Below are 19,388 nucleotides of genomic sequence, written 5' to 3' on the forward strand. Positions count from 1 at the left end.
AGCCAACAGCTGGTTTTGCTGTTGGTGAGTTCGCGGAAGCGGTCGGAGATAAGCGGCGCAGCGCAGATAGAAAATCAATCGTGCCGGCATTGGAGTTTTGCTTCCAGCTTCTTTTTAAATTACCCTAAACAAGAATTTATGTCATGAGGTAGTTGCGCATGGTTTTTAAGGCCGATTTTTCAAGCCGGCTCACTTGCGCCTGGGAGATATGAATCTCATCTGCCACTTCCATCTGGGTTTTCCCTTCGAAAAACCGCAGCTGTATAATGTGATTTTCCCGGGTATTTAATCGTTTCATGGCATCGCCGAGAGACAGTTTTTCTACCCAGCGTTCCTCCCTGTTTTTCTTGTCACTAATTTGATCCATGACATACAGTGGTTCCCCACCATCGGTGTAAACTGGATCATACAAACTGACGGGAGTCTGAATTGCATCCAGCGCAAAGGTAATATCTTCTTTTGGTATTTGAATTTCCCTGGAAATTTCCTCCAGCGTGGGTTCGCAGTTATTGTTCCGTGTCATGAGTTCTCGGGCATGAATCGCCTTGTAAGCAGTGTCCCGCAGGGAGCGGCTGACTCTGACGCTGCTGTTGTCTCTAAGATAACGGCGGATTTCGCCAATGATCATCGGAACGGCATAAGTAGAAAATTTTACATCCAGTGTAGGATCAAAGTTATCGATGGATTTGATGAGTCCGATACATCCGATTTGAAAAAGGTCATCCACGTTTTCATTGGATGCCCAAAAGCGGCGAATCACACTTAACACCAGCCTTAGATTGCCGCGAATATAGGCCTCGCGGGCATCCAGATCGCCTTTTTTGATGCGGACAAATAGTTCTTTTTTTTCGGATTCCTTCAGGACTGGGAGTGAGGAAGTGTTGACACCGCAGATTTCGACTTTATATGATGACATAGTTTGCTGCCTCCGTTTTTTGCATGATGTATTAAGAAGCTTGCACAAAAACAGAAAATTTATTCTACAGCCGGAAAAAACCAGAGTGGATAAATTTGGGAAAAATACAACTTAATTTGACAAGAACATTAATTGGGAGAAAAAGTGGTTTACAATTATGGTTTAGAATTAAAATGTAAGCGTTGTTATAAAATGCGGCCGCAGTTATAAAATATAGTTCTGGTCGTTGCACTACATCAAAAATAATGTTAGAATAAAATCAATTGTCAATTAGAAAGATTGAAACCGGGAGGTACACATGAAAAAATTATTAGATAATATTACCGTTGAGGTAACAAAAGCTTTTGTGGAAGCCGGATACGAAGAAAAATTCGGCAAAGTTACATTGTCTAACAGACCGGATCTGTGTGAATTTCAGTGTAACGGAGCGATGGCTGCCGCAAAACAGTATAAAAAAGCACCATTTATGATTGCAGATGACGTGGCAGCACGTCTGCAGAATGTTGAGATGTTTGCATCTGTAGAGTCTGTAAAACCGGGATTCCTGAACTTGAAATTGTCTGAGGAATATCTGGCAGAGTACCTGCGTGAAATGCAGGCAGATGAGCGCTATGGCTGTGAGAAGACAGCAGAGCCAAAGACCATTATCGTAGATTACGGCGGAGCAAATGTGGCAAAACCACTGCATGTCGGACATCTTCGTTCCGCAGTTATCGGTGAGAGTGTAAAACGTATGAGCCGTTACATTGGTCACAATGTCATTGGTGATGTTCATCTTGGTGACTGGGGACTTCAGATGGGACTCATCATCACAGAACTTCATGAGCGTAAACCGGAGCTGGTTTATTTTGACGAGGCATACGAAGGAGAGTATCCTAAGGAAGCACCGTTTACCATTTCTGAGTTAGAGGAAATTTATCCAACTGCAAGTGGAAAATCAAAAGAAGATGCAGCTTATAAAGAAGCAGCAATGCAGGCTACTTTTGAACTTCAGAAAGGCAGAAGAGGTTATATTGCACTGTGGAAACACATTCTGTCTGTATCTATCGCGGATCTGAAGAAAAACTATGACAGCTTAAACGTTTCTTTCGACCTCTGGAAAGGCGAGTCCGATGCAGATCCGTACATTGCACCGATGGCTGAGCAGATGAAGAAAGATGGTTTTGCATATATGAGCGAAGGTGCGCTGGTTGTTGACGTCAGTGAGGAGAACGATGCAAAAGAGATTCCACCATGTATGATCTTAAAATCAGATGGAGCATCTTTATATACAACTACAGATCTTGCAACTATCGTATGGCGTATGAAAGACTATCATCCGGATCAGATGGTATATCTGGCAGACAAACGTCAGGAACTTCATTTTGTACAGGTATTCCGTTGTGCAAAGAAAACAGGTCTGGTAGATGACAGCACAGAGCTGAAATTCATCGGTTTTGGTACAATGAACGGCAAAGACGGTAAACCGTTCAAGACCCGAGAGGGTGGCGTTATGCGTCTGGAGAAACTGGTTGGAGATATCCAGAACGAGATGTATCAGAAAATTGCTGAGAACAATACCATGGAAAAAGAAGAAGCAGAAAAAACTGCAAAACAGGTTGCGTTATCTGCTATCAAATATGGAGATCTGTCTAATCAGGCTTCCAAAGATTATATCTTTGATATTGACCGCTTTATCTCTTTTGAGGGAAATACAGGTCCATACATTCTGTATACTATCGTGCGTATCAAATCTATTTTGAAAAAATATGCAGAGAGCGGAAAATCAGCAGCAGATTACACCATTCAGGCAGCACATTCTGCAAGTGAGAAGAATCTGATGCTGGAGCTGGCACGTTTCAATGAAGTAATGACAAATGCAGCAGAAGAACTTGCACCACACAAGATCTGCGCATACATTTACGGACTGGCTAATGCTTTAAATCATTTTTATCATGAGACAAAAATCATGGTAGAAGAAGATGTGGCTGTACAGGCTGGTTACATCCGTTTGTTAGAGCTGACCAGAGACGTCCTTGAGACATGTATCGATGTACTTGGATTCGATGCACCGGAGAAAATGTAAGATAATAATGGATGCAAGAGAGTTCAGAGGGAGATTGTTTACCTTTGGCGAACGGTGAAATTATTGAGTGATGAAATCACGATAAATATAGAAAACCCATTCACATCTTTATCATATTTATGTGGTAAATGATATGGATGGGTTTTTGTTTGCGTTAAATTAATTATTTTGTAAATATGGTTGGCACGTTAATATCCCAGTTCTTCTCCAACCAGGATCAGCTTAATACGTCCTTTAATAGCACTTCTACGTGTGATAACCGTATGACTGCAGATGCATCCTTCGGCAAAGCAGTCATGGCAGCTTCCAGTCAGGGCACACGGTGTGTTTCGATCCAGTCGGATGGCATTTGGTGGAGAAGCGATATTTTTCACTCTGGATTCGGCTTCTTCCAGTGTGGCAGCAACTTTATTCATGCCGGCGATAATAATTACGTTCTCTGGACCGTAGATCAAAGCAGCTACACGGTTTCCAGTGCCATCTGTGTTAACTAACTGGCCGTCTAATGTGATGGCATTTGTGCTCATAAAATAGTAGTCGCAGGATAAGGCCTTATGATAAATCTTTTTAATTTCCTCCTGAGAACAGGCTTTGGATCGATCCAGCAATGTGATATCGTCTTTTTTTTGCAGAGCATCCATCAGACCACATTCATTCATGGTCATGGAACCGCCGAAAGATACGCTGGAACCCGGTGTTACATAAGAAAGAGCCTTTTTGACTGCTTCTTCACTGGTTTCACAGTAACATCCTTCGTAACCGCGGCGTTCGATATTTTTCAAAATCGTTTCTGCGGCAACTTTATAATACTTCTGTTTTGGTGTCATAAAATAACCTCCTTGCTGAAATGCTGCGATAACCTGCAGTGCAAAAAAGAAGAACACTGCGGAATCTTTACAGTATTACAATGTGTATAAAAATATAGTGAACCAATCGGGAGAAAAAGTCAAGAGATGTGGGAATCAATAGAAAAGCAAAACCTATTACGAAAAAAGTCGGGTAATGTGAATGCCCGCTTTACATCGGATATATGATGGTGTAATAGGAACACTGGAGAGGGTGAACATCATTGGTTTGACTTTTTTTGTCTGGGTGTAGTATATTAGACTACGGTTCATTCAGTGCGTGTATTCAACGATCAATTATGATTACAGGAAGAATGGACAGTATTATTTACTTAATTTTATGTCAGACACAATAAGGGGAAACAAAACATGAGGAAAAATTTAAAGAAGCTATTCTCATATTACAAGCCATATATGGGAATTTTTGTTGCAGATATGTTTTTTGCATTTGGTGCAGCGGCGGTATCACTGGTGATTCCGTTAGTTGTGCGTTATATCACATCTGAGGTAGTTCACTGGGAAAGCAGTCAGGCACTGCATATGATTTTACGTCTGGGTGTGATCATGCTGATTCTGATCGCTGTTCAGTGTTACTGTAACTATTTTATAGCGAATTACGGGCATGTCATGGGCGCGAAGATCGAGTATGACATGCGTGCGGAGATTTTTTCACACTATCAGAAACTGTCCTTCCGTTTCTATGATGATCAGAAAGTCGGCCAGTTAATGTCCCGCATTACATCGGACCTGTTTGATATTACAGAACTATTGCACCATGGACCGGAAAATGTCGTGATTTCGCTGATTCGTATTATCGGTGCTTTCATTATTATGGTGAATATCAGTCCGCGGCTGACAGTGGCAGCATTCGCTTTGGTGCCGTTTATGATGGTGTACGCTTATGTGTTTAACAAAAAAATGAAGCGTGCCTTTCGTATGAACCGTGTGAAAATTGCAGATATTAACAGTCAGATCGAGGATAATCTGTCCGGAATCCGAGTGGTTAAATCTTTTGCCAACGAAGAAATTGAAAATAAAAAGTTCAAAAAGGGCAATGACGGATTTCTGGATGCAAAGAAAAACAGTTATCGATATATGGGTGGATACAATGCCGGTCTGACTGCTTTTACAACAGCAATTACCGTCGTAGTTATGCTGTCCGGTGGAGTGATGATCGCCCGTGGAAAAGGAAATATTACGGATTTGATCACATTTTTATTGTATATTAATGTCTTTACCGAGCCAATAAAAACGCTGATTGATTTTACGGAACAGTTCCAGAATGGTTATTCCGGATTTGAGCGTTTTATGGAGATGATTTCTGTGGTGCCTGATATCAAAGATGCGCCGGATGCGCAGCCGATGCAGGAAGTGAAAGGCGAAATCTGTTTTGAAAATGTGTCTTTCCATTATGCGGATAGCGATCAGATGGTGCTGAATCATGTAAATCTGGAAGTCCCGGCGGGAGAGTATGTGGCGCTGGTTGGAAGTTCCGGTGCAGGAAAAAGTACCCTGTGCAGCCTGATTCCACGATTTTATGACGTGACGGGTGGTACGATCCGAGTGGATGGTCAGGATCTCCGTAAGATCAAATTGTCGGATCTGCGCAACCATATCGGAATCGTGCAGCAGGATGTGTATCTGTTCGCGGGAACGATTCTGGAAAATATTCGTTACGGAAAACCGGATGCAAGCAGGGAAGAAGTAATCAAAGCAGCAAAAGAAGCCAATGCCCATGAATTTATCATGAGTTTCCCGGATGGATATGATACGGATATCGGACAGCGTGGTGTGAAATTATCCGGTGGACAAAAGCAGCGTCTTTCTATTGCCCGGGTATTTTTGAAAAATCCGCCAATTCTGATTTTTGACGAAGCAACGTCCGCCTTAGATAATGAAAGTGAAAAAGTAGTACAGGAATCTCTGGAAATTCTTGCAAAAGGACGTACTACTTTTGTGATTGCACATCGCCTGTCTACCATTCGTAATGCCGAACGCATTCTGGTGCTGACGGAAAATGGCATCGAGGAGAGTGGTACGCATGAGGAACTTGTAGCAAAAGGCGGTATTTATCAGAAATTATGTGAGATGGCAAACTTGTAACTGTTGAGAGCCAAGAAGTAGCCCTCGCTAAAGTGCGGTTAGTCGATATGGCTCTGAATAGTTACTGTAAAAAATATACAAAGTCTGGAAAGGAAGAAGTTATTATATATGAGCAGACTGGAAGTAAAAAAAGTACAACTGTCCGATAAAACATGGATGGATGCCTACCTGGATGCAAAACAGGACAAAGGCTGTGACATGTGTTTTGCAAACATCTATCTCTGGGGAAGAAAATATAGAACAGGTTACGCAATGGTTAATGATTGTTTGATTTTTGCGGATCTGACGGATTTTAACAGTGTATCCATGCCGCTTGGTGAACCAGAAAAGGTAAAACAGGCGATTCTGACGCTGGAGGAGTATTTTGCAGAGGATGGTAAACCTTTTGCACTGCATCTGACGACGCCGAAGGATGTGGAACAGTTAGAGGAATGGTTTCCGGGAAAATATCAGGTGGAGTACGAGCGCGACCTGGCGGATTATGTGTATGAGCGGGAAAAACTTGTGGCATTATCCGGAAAGAAATATCATGGCAAAAAGAACCATGTGAATAAATTTAAAAATCTGTATCCGAACTGGGTATATGAGCTGATCACGGATGAAAATGTGGAAGATTGCTTCCAGATGGGACTGGAATGGCGCAGAATCAACGACTGTGAAGATGATGAGGAAAAACTGGACGAGCTGTGCGTGACGTTCAATGCGTTGCGTCTGATGAAAGAACTTCAGCTGACCGGGGGCCTGCTGCGGTTGGAGCCGGAAGGTGATGTGGTGGCTTTTGCAATTGGCGAAGAATTAAATAAAGATATGTATGTGGTGCATATTGAAAAAGCTTTTGCGGATGTGCCAGGGGCTTATCCGATGATCAATCAGCAGTTTGCAGAGCACGCGGCAGAGGGGTATCTGTATGTCAACCGTGAGGATGACAGCGGCGTGGAAGGTTTGCGCAGGGCAAAAGAGACCTATCATCCTGCATTTATGGGACTGAAGGGTTATGTGACACACCTTGACAATTCCTGATTTCAGACTTAAAATAATCTGTTAAAGGGTGGAAAAATATAAGTTAAGAAAGGATGATATACAATGACAAAGATAGACATTATTTCCGGATTCCTCGGAGCTGGAAAAACAACTTTTATTAAAAAAATGCTGGAAGAAGTTTTCTCGGGTGAGAAAGTTGTTCTGGTAGAGAATGAATACGGCGAAGTTGGTATTGACGGCGGATTCTTAAAAGATTCCGGTATCGAGATCAAAGAGCTGAATTCCGGCTGTATCTGCTGCTCTCTGGTTGGTGATTTTAACCGCAGCTTAAATGAAGTGATCGAGACTTATCATCCGGATCGTATCCTCATCGAGCCGTCCGGAGTTGGCAAACTTTCTGATGTTATGTCTTCTGTAAAAGACATGGAGAAAGATCATGATGTAAAATTAAATGCGCTGGTAACAGTTGCAAACGCAATGAAAGCAACCAAACAGATGAAAGCTTTTGGTGAGTTCTTCAACAATCAGATTGAAAATGCAACAACCGTTGTTTTAAGCAGAACCCAGAATATGAAAGAGGAGAAACTGGAGCTTTGTGTAAAAGAAATTCAGGAATTAAATCCGAAGGCGGCAATCATTACAACTCCTTGGGATTCTATTTCCGGAGAGCAGATTCTGAAAGTAATCGAGCAGCAGGATTCTCTGATGCAGGAAATGATGAAAGAGTACGAAGAGCACCATCATGATCACGATCACGAGCATCACCACGATCATGAGCACCATCACGATCACAATCACGAGCATGATCACGATCATGAACATCATGATCACGACCACGGCGAGGGATGCACCTGTGGATGCCATGACCACGAGCATCACCACCATGACCATGACGCGGATGAAGTATTTATCAGCTGGGGCAAAGAGACTCCTCATAAATATACAAAAGAGAAGATCGAGTCTATCTTGAAGATATTCTGCGATACTGAAGATTACGGCACAATTTTACGTGCAAAAGGAATGGTTCCGGCAGAAGACGGCACATGGATTTATTTTGATATGGTTCCGGGCGAGTACGAGCTGCGTGACGGTGAGCCGGATTATACCGGACGTCTCTGTGTCATCGGTACAGATATCGACGAACATAAATTAGAAGAACTGTTTGAACTGAACTAAAAATAATATAGAAAAGAGAGAAACAAAAAATCATGGATATACCAGTATATTTATTTACCGGTTTTATGGACAGTGGAAAAACGTCCCTGATCACTCAGACGCTTCAGGAGAATGATTTTGGAATCGGCTCCCGCAGCCTGATCATTGCCTGCGAAGACGGTGATGAAGAATACGATGAAGAAGCACTGGCAAAGGACAAAATTACCGTTGTGGCTGTGGATTCCGAAGAAGAATTTACAGAGGAATATCTGAAAGACTGTGACGATACCATCAAACCGGATCAGGTATTTATCGAGTATAACGGTACCTGGGAAGCGGCTAAGATCCTGGAAATGAAACTGCCGAAAGGATGGGAGATCGTGCAGTCTCTGGCAACGGTAGATGCTTCAACATTTGAACTGTATCTGACCAACATGCGTGCCATGATGATGGAGCAGGTGTTCAATACCGATGTGGTTATTTTTAACCGCTGCACCGATGACACACCGAAAGCAAAATTCCGCAGAACCATCAAAGCTGTAAACCGTCGTGCACAGATTGTATACGAGCGCGAGGATGGAACCATTGATGAGAGCAATGCGGATGAACTTCCATATGATCTGAATCAGGATGTGATCGAGATCACTGATGCAGATTATGGCATTTTTTATCTGGATGTACAGGATAATCCGCAGAAATACGAAGGCAAGACCATTCGTTTTCTGGGACTTGTATACAGACCGGATAAATTCGGCAAAAAACCGATGATGGTACCGGGACGTTTTGCCATGACCTGCTGTGCAGAGGATATTCAGTTTATCGGCCTGAAATGCAAGTATGACAAAGCAATGGAAATTCCACATAAATCCTGGATTTATATAACGGCAGAGATCCACAATGAGTTTGCCAAGGAATACCGTGGAAAAGGTCCGGTTCTGTATGCAAAAGAAGTTGTAAAAGCAGAAGAACCGGAAGACAGTCTTGTATACTTCTCCTAAAAAGTGAGAAAAATGAGAAAACTGATTGACAAAACTTCAAGAATGTAATAGACTAAAGTACATATAAGAAAACATGTTGAAACCGTTGAGAAAGAGTAGTAGGCTGGAGACAATGATGTCGAACCGATTTTCAGAGAGCTGCCGTTGGTGTGAGTGCAGTATGAGGAGAAAGCTGAATGGACTTTTGAGGGCTATCTGAAATGGATTTGAGAGTAGGGTATGCCGGGAGCCGAACCCGTTATCCAGTCGGTATGTATGAATACGTACATAATCAGAGTGGGCGTCACGCCAATTTGAGTGGTACCGCGATAATAAATCAGTTTATTACCGTCTCAGGATAAGTTTATCCTGGGACGGTTTTTGCTATATTCAGAGCAAAGCATAATTAACCGAACTGTTTTTGTGAGGGATACTTCTTGACCAGAGTTCAAGAAGGACATGTGAGCTCGGCGAAAAGCTACATCGAGATGGCTGGCTCTGAATAAGTATAATTAAATTAAGAGGAGAGTAAAAAGATGAAAAAGAGATTTTTAGCAATGGCACTTGGATGCGCAATGGCAGTAACTGTTCTGGCAGGCTGTGGTGGTCAGTCAAACGATCAGAAGGATGCAGGAAATACTACTTCTGCAGCAGAAGAAACAGCAGATGGCAAAGTTTATCAGGTTGGAATCGTTCAGTATGTTGATGATGCTTCCTTAAACCAGATCGTTAAAGCCGTAAAAGAAGAACTGGATGCAAAAGGAAAAGAACTTGGTGTAACATTTGATTATGCAGATCACACATATAATGGTCAGGCAGATGCAACGGTTATGAACCAGATTGCAAGTGACCTGATCAACGATAACGTAGATGCAATCGTTCCGGTTGCAACACCGGTAGCAATGGTTATGCAGGCAGCAACAGAAGAAACACAGACACCGGTTGTATTTTCCGCAGTATCTGATCCGGTTATCACAGGTCTGGTAGAGAGCATGGATAAACCGGGCAGCAACATCACAGGTACATCTGATATGCTGGATACAGAGGCTATCATGAACCTGATGCTGGCAGCGCAGCCGGATATCAAAAAAGTAGGTCTGTTATATGACAAAGGTCAGGATTCCTCTACACAGCCGATTGCAGATGCAAAAGCTTTCCTGGATGCAAAAGGGATTGAGTATGTGGAAAAAACAGGTACAACAAACGATGAGATATCTCTCGGTGCAGATGCTTTGATCGCAGCAGGATGTGAGGCAGTATTTACACCAACTGACAATACCGTTATGACAGCAGAACTTGCAATTTTTGAAAAATTCCAGGATGCGAAAGTTCCACAGTACTGTGGTGCCGACTCCTTTGCGTTAAACGGTGCGTTCTGCGGATACGGTGTAAATTATGAAGAACTTGGAAAAGCAACAGCAGACATGGTAGTAGATATTCTGGTAAACGGTGCTGATCCGGCAACAACTCCGGTGCAGACTATGAACAATGGTATTGCAACGATCAATACAGACACAGCTGCAAAGCTTGGTCTGGATTATAGCATGTTTGCTGATATGTGTGAGCAGGTAAAAGAAACAACAACTGCTCAGGAATTTGAATAAATCAAAACAATCAGGAGTATAAATCATTATGTTGTCATCAATTTTTACAGTTTCTCTGGCACAGAGTGCCATTGAGCTGGGATGTATCTACGCGCTGGTTGCGCTTGCACTGTTTGTATCATTTTCAATTTTAAATATTGCAGATCTGTCTACGGACGGCTGCTTTACACTGGGCTGTGCTGTGTGTGCCATGGTAACCCTGCAGGGGCATCCGTTCCTCGGATTGCTGGCAGCCATGGGAGCCGGTGTCATATCCGGATTTGTAACCGCATTTCTTCAGACCAGACTGGGCGTTGAGTCCATTCTGGCCGGTATTATTGTAAATACCGGTCTATACACTATCAATATTGCGGTTATGGGATTTTCTTCCACCATCAATCTGTTTGCCAATGATACGATTTTTACACTGGCAAAAGAAAAAATCGGTGGAAACTGGTATGAGATCATTGCGATTCTGATCGTAATAGTGATTGTGGCAGCAATCCTGATCTGGTTTCTGGGAACACGTCTGGGATTGTCCATCCGTGCAACCGGAGATAATCCGTTTATGGTGCGTGCTTCCTCCATCAGTCCGGTATTCACAATTACTGTTGGACTGTGTGTGGCAAACGCTATGACCGGACTTTCCGGAGGACTGCTGGCTCAGTATCAGAGATCCTGTGATATCAATATCGGAACCGGTCAGGTAACCATCGCGCTGGCCAGCCTGATCATTGGTGAGACACTGGTCGGAAAAGGACATGTGGCAAAACGTGTATTCGGCGTTGTCCTCGGAAGCTGTCTGTACCGTTTTATTGTGGCTATCGCACTTCGCTTCAATGTGCCGGCAGAATGCCTGAAACTGGTATCATCCATTATCGTAGCAGTGGCAATTTCTCTGCCGTATCTGAAACAGAAAGCCGCGTTTGCAAAAACAAAACGCGTGGCTATCGCAAAAAGAAAACGGGGAGGTAGTCTGTAATGCTCCAGTTAATTGATATATCAAAAACATTTAATCCGGGAACGGTAAATGAGAAAATAGCATTATCCCATCTGAATCTTCAACTGGAAGATGGTGATTTTGCTACCATCATCGGAAGCAATGGTGCCGGAAAATCAACCATGTTTAATGCAATCTGTGGAACATTTTTCGTGGACGAGGGTGCTGTAATCCTGGATGGCAAAGATATTACATATGAAAAAGAATATAAGAGAAGCAAATACATCGGACATCTGTTTCAGGATCCGATGAAGGGCACAGCTCCGAATATGAGCATTGAGGAAAATCTGGCACTGGCTTACCTGAGAGCTTCCTCTGCAAAGGGAAAGTTTTTCAGCAGAATTTCCCAGAAGGAAAAACAGATGTTCCGCGAGAAGCTTGCTTTGTTGGATATGGGACTGGAAGACCGTATGAAAAATCCTGTGGGGCTGCTTTCAGGTGGACAGCGACAGGCGCTGACGCTTCTGATGGCAACCGTGGTGACTCCAAAAATTTTACTTCTGGATGAACATACAGCAGCACTGGACCCGGCGACAGCAGAGAAAGTACTGAATCTGACGAAACGGATCGTGGCAGAAAATAAGATCACCTGTCTGATGATTACCCATAATATGCAGTCGGCACTGGAACTTGGCAACCGTACGCTGATGATGAATTCCGGTGAGATCGTACTGGATGTAAAAGAAGAAGAGCGCAAAGGACTGACGGTTGCAGATCTTCTGGAAAAATTCAAAGAAGGCGTAGGAGCGCAGTTAGACAACGACCGTATTTTGTTATCTTAATGATATGCAGAAGAATTATAGAAAAGAGATTTAGAAACAGTTATTGCTGAAATGACAGTACAGGGAAGTTATTGAATATTTAAAACAGCATAATGATAGAAAAAAGAACCCGGATCCATGTGATTCGGGTTCTTGTCATATTCAATTGTTTTAATCAGATTGAACGAAATTATTTAGCAGCTTCCGGTAAAAGGATTACTAACATCTGAGCTGTTGTTGTTCCGATATTTGTAACGCTCTTTTTGGAGTGCGGAGCGATATGTACGCTGTCACCTGCTTCCAGAACTGTCTCAACACCGTCATCGCCTTTGAATAACATTGTACCCTCAACGATGTAGTAGATGGACTCCATAGCGTTGTCAGCAAACTCTGTGCCGCCGCCGCTTGGAAGGAAATGAGAAAGACCATTGATCAGTCTTCCGCCATCGATGTCCTGCGGATCATGAAGTCTGCATAATTTGCACTCTTTGTGTCCCGGTGCCTCGTAAGTATAATAAGCGTCTTTTTTAGTGATTTTGTAGCCAGCCATAGTATAAGACCTTCCTTTCTTTTCTGACATTTTTTACAAACATCAGTATACAACCTTACTAAGGAAAAATCAACAATTTCACAAGAAAAAATCAAAAAACTGTTGGTGATAATGTACAAAATGGAAACTGAATTACCATACAGTAACTTGATTACATTATTGTATGTATTGCATAAAAAACCGACTTGAACTATACTGAAGCTGATGAAAATGACGAAAGGCGAAAAACGTCAGATTCATTGAAAAGTATTTAATTTCAGATGCCGTTGTTACGGCGCTTGAAATGAAGAATAAACCAAAAAGCAAATTTAAGGAGGATTTTGGGAAATGGTAAGTTTAAAAAAAGACTTTGTCGACAACATGTTTTCTGTAGAAGGTAAAGTTGCATTAGTAACAGGTGCAACTGGTGCATTAGGAAAAGTTCTTGCTAAAGCATACGGCTATGCAGGAGCAAAAGTTATGATGACCGGACGTAATGCAGCAAAATTACAGGACCTTGAGGCTGAGTTTAAAGCAGAGGATATCGAGTGCGCATATTATGCAGCAGATCCTGCAAAAGAGGATGATGTTGCTGACTTAATGAAAGCTACTGTTGAGAAATATGGCGAAATCAATATTCTTGCTGTTTGCCACGGATTCAACAAACCTCAGAATATTTTAGAGCAGTCCGTAGCTGACTGGCAGTACATCATGGATGCTGACTGCAAATCTGTATACGTTGTATGCAAATATGTTGCAGAGCAGATGGTTGCTCAGGGTAAAGGCGGTAAGATCGTAGTTGTTACATCTCAGCGTTCCAAACGTGGTATGGCTGGATACACAGGATACTGTACATCCAAAGGTGGTGCAGACCTTATGGTTTCTTCCATGGCTTGTGACCTCTCCGCTAAATATGGCATCAATGTAAACTCTCTTTGCCCGACTGTATTCCGTAGCGAGTTAACAGAGTGGATGTTTGATCCGGAATCAGCAGTTTACCAGAACTTCATGAAACGTGAGCCAATCGGACGTCTGGCTGAGCCGGAAGATTTCGTTGGATATGCTATCTTCCTTTCATCCGATGCTTCCAACTACATCACAGGCGCTAACTGCGACTGCAGCGGTGGTTACTTAACCTGCTAATCATTATCTTCTGATAATGAACAAAGGTCATGTAATGTGGCGTTGAAAACCATAATTGCAGACTTATTACAAAAATTATAAGGAGTCCCGATAATTATCGGGACTCTGGTGAATGATTAATAAGACGGAGATGCAAAAAAATGAGTAAAATTAAGAATTTCTTAGTATGCGGCGGCGGAATGATGGGAAGCGCTATCGCACAGATCCTTGCAGGACTTGATGATGCAAAGGTTACTGTATATGATGTGTTCCCAGTAGACGTAGAAGCAAAAGTTCGCAACAATATGAAACTTCTTGTTGAAAAAGAAATCGTAACAGAGGCAGATGTAGACAAGATCGTTTCCAAGATCAGCTTTACACAGGATATGAACAATGAAGGCGTTAAAAATGCAGAGATGGTTGTTGAGTGTGTATTAGAAGAGATGGAGATGAAACAGAATCTGTTCGCTCAGTTAGAGGATTATGTATCAGATGACTGTATCTTCTGTACAAATACATCCGTTATGAGCCCGACAGAGATTTCTGCTAAATGTAAGCATCGTGAGAGACTTTGCGGTACACATTTCTGGAATCCGGCATTCCTTATTCCGTTAGTAGAGGTTGTTAAGACAGACGCTACTACAGATGAGGTTGCACAGACTGTTATCGATGTTCTGACAGAAGCTGGTAAAAAACCGGTTCTTTGTAAAAAAGATGTTCCGGGATTCATCGCAAACAGAATGCAGCATGCATTATGGCGTGAAGCAATTTCTATTGTTGAACGTGGTATTGCTGATGCAAAAACTGTTGATGACGCATGCAAATACAGCTTTGGTCTGAGACTTCCTTACTTACCACCATTAGTAAATTCTGATATGGTAAGTACTCAGCTTACATCCAATATTCATAACTATGTATTAAAAGATCTGGAAGACAGACATGATGCTTCTCCATTACTGAAACAGATGCTTGATGAAGGCAAAAATGGTTTCCGTGCAGAGAAAGTAGACGGAGTTCATGAAGGTTTCATGAAATACACAGATGAAGAAATCGCTGAGATCAACGGCGGTCTGAATGAATATCTGATCAAAATGCTTTACAATAAATAAGCGCATGAAAAACGCTTGTTTATGTATATATTAATTATTAAACATTATTTTTTATAATCTAGGAGGATAATAAAATGGGAAAAGTTGTTGTAGATTTAGCTCATCCGTTTAGTGCAGAGATCCCGCGTTGGCCATACTTTGACAAACCAGAAATCGTTGGCGCACATTCTATGGCAAAAGGTGGCGTTTTAACACAGAGAATTACATGTACAATGCATACAGGTACTCACTGTGATGCACCGCGTCACGTTATGGAGTATGAGTTCGATGGCAGACGTGCTCGTTATACACATGAGATGCCGGCTGATGCTTATGCTGGAGAGGCTATCGTATTCAAAATCGATATCGAGCCTTGGGGACTGATCACAGACAAACATCTTGATGCATGTATGAAAGAGTACGGTCTTAAAGATGGTGATCTGAAAGGAAAAATCCTTTGCCTTAACTCCGGAATGCATCGTTACTTCGATGATTCCAAAGCTTACTATCATTATGCAGCAGGTACAGGTATCGATGCTGGTAAATGGTTTGTAAAACAGGGCGTTAAATGTGTAGCTATGGACGGACAGGCTCTGGATCATCCGCTTCACACAGCTATGGGTAACAACGGTATGACAAGAATGAACCTTCTTGGTGCTACAGGTAAGACAATCGTTGAAGAGTACAAAGAGCTCTTTGGTGAGGAAGCTTACGCTGAGTTCGATAAATTCGAGTACATCCGTCTCCATGGACAGGAAGCATACGATGAGAAATTTGGCGAGTTAGAGAACCTTGGTGTATGGGGAACTTGGGAGCCATGTCATAAAGAGATGCTTGGTCATGGTATCGTAGGTGTTGAGAACCTTGGTGGTGATCTTGATAAGATCATTCCTGGTAAATGGTTCGATTTCCACTGCTACCCAATCAGATGGTACATGGGTGATGGTTCTATGGCTCATCCGGTTGCTTATGTTGACGAAGAGAACATTGATCCGACTGTTCCGGAAAGAAAATACAAATATTGCGGAACTGGTTACGGTGATGCTGAAGAGTACGGACTTAGCTGCCTTGACTACATTCAGAGACTGTTCAACCGCAACAAATAATTTGCTTTAAACAATATAATCCAGACGGGAGTTATCTCGTCTGGATTTTATGGGAATATAGGAGGACACTTAAAATGGATAACAAAGCATTAAAAAATAAAGTTATTATCACAGCTGCTGTAACAGGCGCATGGCCAAAAAAAGAGAACAATCCGAACGTACCGATGACTCCGCAGGAGATCGCTGATGACGTATACGCATGCTGGAAAGCAGGCGCTGCAGTTGCTCATCTTCATATGAGAGATGATGAAGGTAACGGAACAATGGATACAGCTAAATTTGAAGAAACTGTAAACCTGATCCACACAAAATATCCGGATTGCGATATCGTATTAAACCTTACAACATCCGGAGATATCCACGCTGATGATGAGATCCGTGTTGCTCACGTTAAAAAATTAAAACCAGAGATGGCTTCTTATGACTGCGGTTCTATGAACTGGTTAAACAGCGGATTATTCTTAAATACACCAAAATTCTTAACAGATTGTGGTCTGTTATTCCAGGAGTTAGGTGTTAAACCGGAAATCGAGGCTTTTGATCCTGGTATGATCGGAAACGCTGCTTACTACATCAAAAAAGGCGTTCTGAAAACACCTGTACACTTCCAGTTCTGTATGGGATGTGCAAACGGTATCGCTGGTTCTATGAAGAACCTGATCTTCATGAAAGAGACAGCTGATGAGTTAGTAGGAAAAGGAAACTACACATGGTCCTGCTTCGGTGTTGGACACAGCGCTATGGAAATGCTTTACGGTGCAGTAGCACTTGGCGGAAATATCCGTGTAGGTATGGAAGATAACGTTATGTACGCAAAAGGACAGCTTGCAGAGAGCAACGTTCAGTTCATCGAGAGAGCTGTTCGTGTTATCAAAGAGTATGGCAAAGAAGTTGCTACACCGGATGAGGCACGTCAGATCCTTGGTTTAGCTAAATAAGGAGACTTTTTCTTATGACCTGGGGAGCTTTATATATGTATTATCACTGCCCGAAATGCGGCATGAAATTCGAGTATGCTTTGGATGTTATGACAGAGTTCGGCGATGAATTTGGTTTCTGCCCGGAGTGTCATGTCATGGGTGTCTATGAAAAAGAGGGTGCCCGTCAGGTAGATGATAACGAATACTTTGAAGTAGAGTAGGAGAGAAACACGATTGAAATCGAAAAGATTTTGGTCGTGTTTCTTTTTTTGTGCCATAAATAGTTTGCATTGTATACATTTTTGTGTCATAATATCTTATATATTTGACATCGTGCAAAATGTGAAATATGCAATGCGTAGAAAAGCATAAAGACAGGAGTAGAAGAAAAGAATGGCAGTGATTAAAAGGGTATCCCTGGTCGATCAGGTGTATGAAAAGTTGCGGGAGAGAATCGTTCAGTTGAAAATACCATTTGGAAGCAAACTGAATGTAAGTAAATTACAGGAGGAGTACGGTGTTAGTTCCACACCGGTGCGAGAGGCACTGAACCGTCTGTTAAACGAAGGATTAATTGAATTTGAAAATAACGTAGGTGCGAGAGTCATTGATATCACAGAGAAAGATGTTCGTGAGATTCAGGAGATTTCGTTTTCATATCAGATGGTAGCGGCACGTAATGCACTTCGTAACGGGAATGCAGCACAGATGGCAGCGGAGATTGAAAAATACATTGAAGAATATCGTTCTTCCAATGGCGTTATTGAAAGCTGCAGATGTATCCGTAATATTATGGATGTATTTTATAAAAATTCCAACAATGATATGTTGATGACAAAAGTAACTTCTATGACAGGTATGGATGAGATCCTGCATGCATTATTTGCAATGCCGCGTGAAAAAGGTGGCAGCGGCGGACAGTACCATTCTGGTATCACATATTTTGAGCAGATTCATGATGCGGTTGCAAACAAAGATTTTGCAAAAATCTGCGATGGTCTGGAAGCACACCAGTTATGGTCCAGAGATTATATTTTGAAAAACCTTGAGACGGTGAAAAACAGATTTTAATATTTTAGTTGTGCAAAGAAGTGAAGAACAAGCTGAAGCAGAAAGTCCAATGTAGACACGGACAATTTTCTGTGACTGCTGCGCCGCTTATCTCCGCCCGCTCCCGCGAACTCGCTCACAAAAACAGTTCGCTCAGACACACTCCAGCGGACGGGCTAGCCTTGCAGTCACGACGAAAATTGCCTTACCGTCTTACATTGGATTTTCTGCTTTCAGTTCTTTTAAAAGCAAAAAATCGTGCATAATGTAAAATATAAAGTATAAATTGCAAATTTTCATATTGCGATGAAAAAAGAAACATGCTATAATAAGTCCCAATGAATGAGAAAAGAGTTTCAACAGGGAGCTCTCAAAAATATATATAAACAGCAGGAGGATTTTAAGATGTCAGTTATTAAAAACTTTGATGAAATTGTTGAACGTGTAAAAGGATTTCCGGAGCCGATGCGTGTAATCGTTGCAGCTGCTCAGGATGAGCATACATTACAGGCTATCAAGCACGCACAGGAAGAAGGAATCGCAAAACCGGTTCTGGTTGGAGATAAAGCAGAAATCGATAAAATCTGTGCAGAGATTGGTCTGGTTGTACCGGAAGAAGATATCTATGATGTCCCGGATGTAGATGAGTCTGCAAGACGTGCCGTTGCCTTGATCCATGAAGGAAAAGGCGATTTCCTGATGAAAGGTAAAATGGAGACAGCACAGATCTTAAAACCGGCTGTAAACAAAGAGACAGGTCTTGGAACTGGCCGTGTAATGTCTCATTTTGTATTTGATGAACTTCCACATTATCATAAACTTCTTGTTACTACAGATGGTGGTATGATGACATATCCGACACTTGAGCAGAAAGCACAGATCATTGAGAATACCGTTGAGACTCTGAAAGCTCTTGGATATGAAAATCCGAAGATCGCAGCTGTGGCAGCAGTAGAAAAAGTAAACCCGAAAATGCCTGAGACAGTTGAAGCACGCGAGTTAAAAGAAATGAATGAGCGTGGCGAGATCAAAGACTGTGTTGTTGAGGGACCGATCTCCCTGGATATTGCGCTGGATAAAGAGTGTGCAGACATCAAAGGTTTTGAAAGCCCGGTTGCAGGCGATGCGGATGTTATCCTTGTTCCGAATATCCAGGTTGGAAATATTCTTGGAAAATCCATCACAAT

At 42.2% G+C, this 19,388-nt stretch carries 18 protein-coding genes; 15 read left to right on the top strand and 3 right to left on the bottom strand.

Going from position 1 to position 19,388, the window contains the following annotated elements; translation table 11 throughout:
• Positions 1-136: 136 nt before the first annotated feature.
• Positions 137-916 (bottom strand): RNA polymerase sporulation sigma factor SigG, encoded by a 780-nt coding sequence (gene sigG / locus Q0I54_RS10850; protein WP_296118620.1) that lies wholly within the window; start codon positions 914-916, stop codon positions 137-139.
• Between the two features lie 298 nt (positions 917-1,214).
• Here sigG and argS point away from each other — a divergent pair, with 298 nt between their 5' ends.
• Complete coding sequence (gene argS, locus Q0I54_RS10855; protein WP_296118621.1) at positions 1,215-2,981, top strand: arginine--tRNA ligase; 1,767 nt, start codon at positions 1,215-1,217, stop codon at positions 2,979-2,981.
• A 188-nt stretch (positions 2,982-3,169) separates the two neighbouring features.
• Here argS and Q0I54_RS10860 read toward each other — a convergent pair whose 3' ends face one another.
• On the bottom strand, positions 3,170-3,808 hold the full coding sequence (locus Q0I54_RS10860) for a lactate utilization protein (RefSeq protein WP_296118623.1): 639 nt from the start codon (positions 3,806-3,808) through the stop codon (positions 3,170-3,172).
• A gap of 387 nt (positions 3,809-4,195) precedes the next feature.
• Here Q0I54_RS10860 and Q0I54_RS10865 point away from each other — a divergent pair, with 387 nt between their 5' ends.
• The 7 genes from Q0I54_RS10865 (at position 4,196) to Q0I54_RS10895 (ending at position 12,407) form a co-directional block, all read left to right on the top strand.
• The gene (locus Q0I54_RS10865; RefSeq protein ID WP_296118625.1) at positions 4,196-5,929 is read left to right on the top strand and encodes an ABC transporter ATP-binding protein; all 1,734 of its coding nucleotides are present in this window, start codon (positions 4,196-4,198) and stop codon (positions 5,927-5,929) included.
• Between the two features lie 108 nt (positions 5,930-6,037).
• Positions 6,038-6,949, top strand: a complete 912-nt coding sequence (locus Q0I54_RS10870; protein ID WP_296118627.1) for a DUF2156 domain-containing protein — start codon at positions 6,038-6,040, stop codon at positions 6,947-6,949.
• Between the two features lie 63 nt (positions 6,950-7,012).
• On the top strand, positions 7,013-8,086 hold the full coding sequence (locus Q0I54_RS10875) for a CobW family GTP-binding protein (protein ID WP_296118629.1): 1,074 nt from the start codon (positions 7,013-7,015) through the stop codon (positions 8,084-8,086).
• A 32-nt stretch (positions 8,087-8,118) separates the two neighbouring features.
• Positions 8,119-9,063: a GTP-binding protein gene (locus Q0I54_RS10880; RefSeq protein ID WP_296118630.1), complete on the top strand. Its 945-nt coding sequence runs from the start codon at positions 8,119-8,121 to the stop codon at positions 9,061-9,063.
• Positions 9,064-9,578: 515 nt separating this feature from the next.
• Positions 9,579-10,646 carry an ABC transporter substrate-binding protein gene (locus Q0I54_RS10885; protein WP_296118631.1) on the top strand — a complete coding sequence of 356 codons (1,068 nt, stop codon included), beginning with the start codon at positions 9,579-9,581 and terminating at the stop codon, positions 10,644-10,646.
• Between the two features lie 28 nt (positions 10,647-10,674).
• Positions 10,675-11,607 (top strand): ABC transporter permease, encoded by a 933-nt coding sequence (locus tag Q0I54_RS10890; RefSeq protein ID WP_296118633.1) that lies wholly within the window; start codon positions 10,675-10,677, stop codon positions 11,605-11,607.
• Positions 11,607-12,407: an ABC transporter ATP-binding protein gene (locus Q0I54_RS10895; protein WP_294782844.1), complete on the top strand. Its 801-nt coding sequence runs from the start codon at positions 11,607-11,609 to the stop codon at positions 12,405-12,407. The genes Q0I54_RS10890 and Q0I54_RS10895 overlap by 1 nt, the downstream gene beginning before the upstream one ends.
• Before the next feature lie 169 nt (positions 12,408-12,576).
• Here Q0I54_RS10895 and Q0I54_RS10900 read toward each other — a convergent pair whose 3' ends face one another.
• Positions 12,577-12,936 (bottom strand): cupin domain-containing protein, encoded by a 360-nt coding sequence (locus tag Q0I54_RS10900; RefSeq protein WP_109215502.1) that lies wholly within the window; start codon positions 12,934-12,936, stop codon positions 12,577-12,579.
• A gap of 327 nt (positions 12,937-13,263) precedes the next feature.
• Here Q0I54_RS10900 and Q0I54_RS10905 point away from each other — a divergent pair, with 327 nt between their 5' ends.
• The 7 genes from Q0I54_RS10905 to Q0I54_RS10935 all read left to right on the top strand — a co-directional run.
• The gene (locus tag Q0I54_RS10905) at positions 13,264-14,058 is read left to right on the top strand and encodes an SDR family NAD(P)-dependent oxidoreductase (protein ID WP_296118635.1); all 795 of its coding nucleotides are present in this window, start codon (positions 13,264-13,266) and stop codon (positions 14,056-14,058) included.
• Between the two features lie 140 nt (positions 14,059-14,198).
• Positions 14,199-15,146 (top strand): 3-hydroxyacyl-CoA dehydrogenase family protein, encoded by a 948-nt coding sequence (locus Q0I54_RS10910; protein ID WP_296118636.1) that lies wholly within the window; start codon positions 14,199-14,201, stop codon positions 15,144-15,146.
• A 74-nt stretch (positions 15,147-15,220) separates the two neighbouring features.
• Complete coding sequence (locus Q0I54_RS10915; RefSeq protein ID WP_296118637.1) at positions 15,221-16,231, top strand: cyclase family protein; 1,011 nt, start codon at positions 15,221-15,223, stop codon at positions 16,229-16,231.
• A 74-nt stretch (positions 16,232-16,305) separates the two neighbouring features.
• Positions 16,306-17,169 carry a 3-keto-5-aminohexanoate cleavage protein gene (locus Q0I54_RS10920; RefSeq protein ID WP_021737916.1) on the top strand — a complete coding sequence of 288 codons (864 nt, stop codon included), beginning with the start codon at positions 16,306-16,308 and terminating at the stop codon, positions 17,167-17,169.
• A 14-nt stretch (positions 17,170-17,183) separates the two neighbouring features.
• Positions 17,184-17,372 carry a hypothetical protein gene (locus Q0I54_RS10925; RefSeq protein WP_021737915.1) on the top strand — a complete coding sequence of 63 codons (189 nt, stop codon included), beginning with the start codon at positions 17,184-17,186 and terminating at the stop codon, positions 17,370-17,372.
• 172 nt (positions 17,373-17,544) lie between these two features.
• Positions 17,545-18,222, top strand: a complete 678-nt coding sequence (locus tag Q0I54_RS10930; protein WP_296118639.1) for a GntR family transcriptional regulator — start codon at positions 17,545-17,547, stop codon at positions 18,220-18,222.
• A gap of 384 nt (positions 18,223-18,606) precedes the next feature.
• A partial coding sequence (locus Q0I54_RS10935) for a phosphate acyltransferase (RefSeq protein ID WP_296118640.1) occupies positions 18,607-19,388 on the top strand: 782 nt, incomplete at its 3' end.

The sequence above is a fragment of the uncultured Eubacterium sp. genome (assembly GCF_934295145.1).
In the GTDB taxonomy this organism is placed as follows: domain Bacteria; phylum Bacillota; class Clostridia; order Lachnospirales; family Lachnospiraceae; genus Eubacterium_I.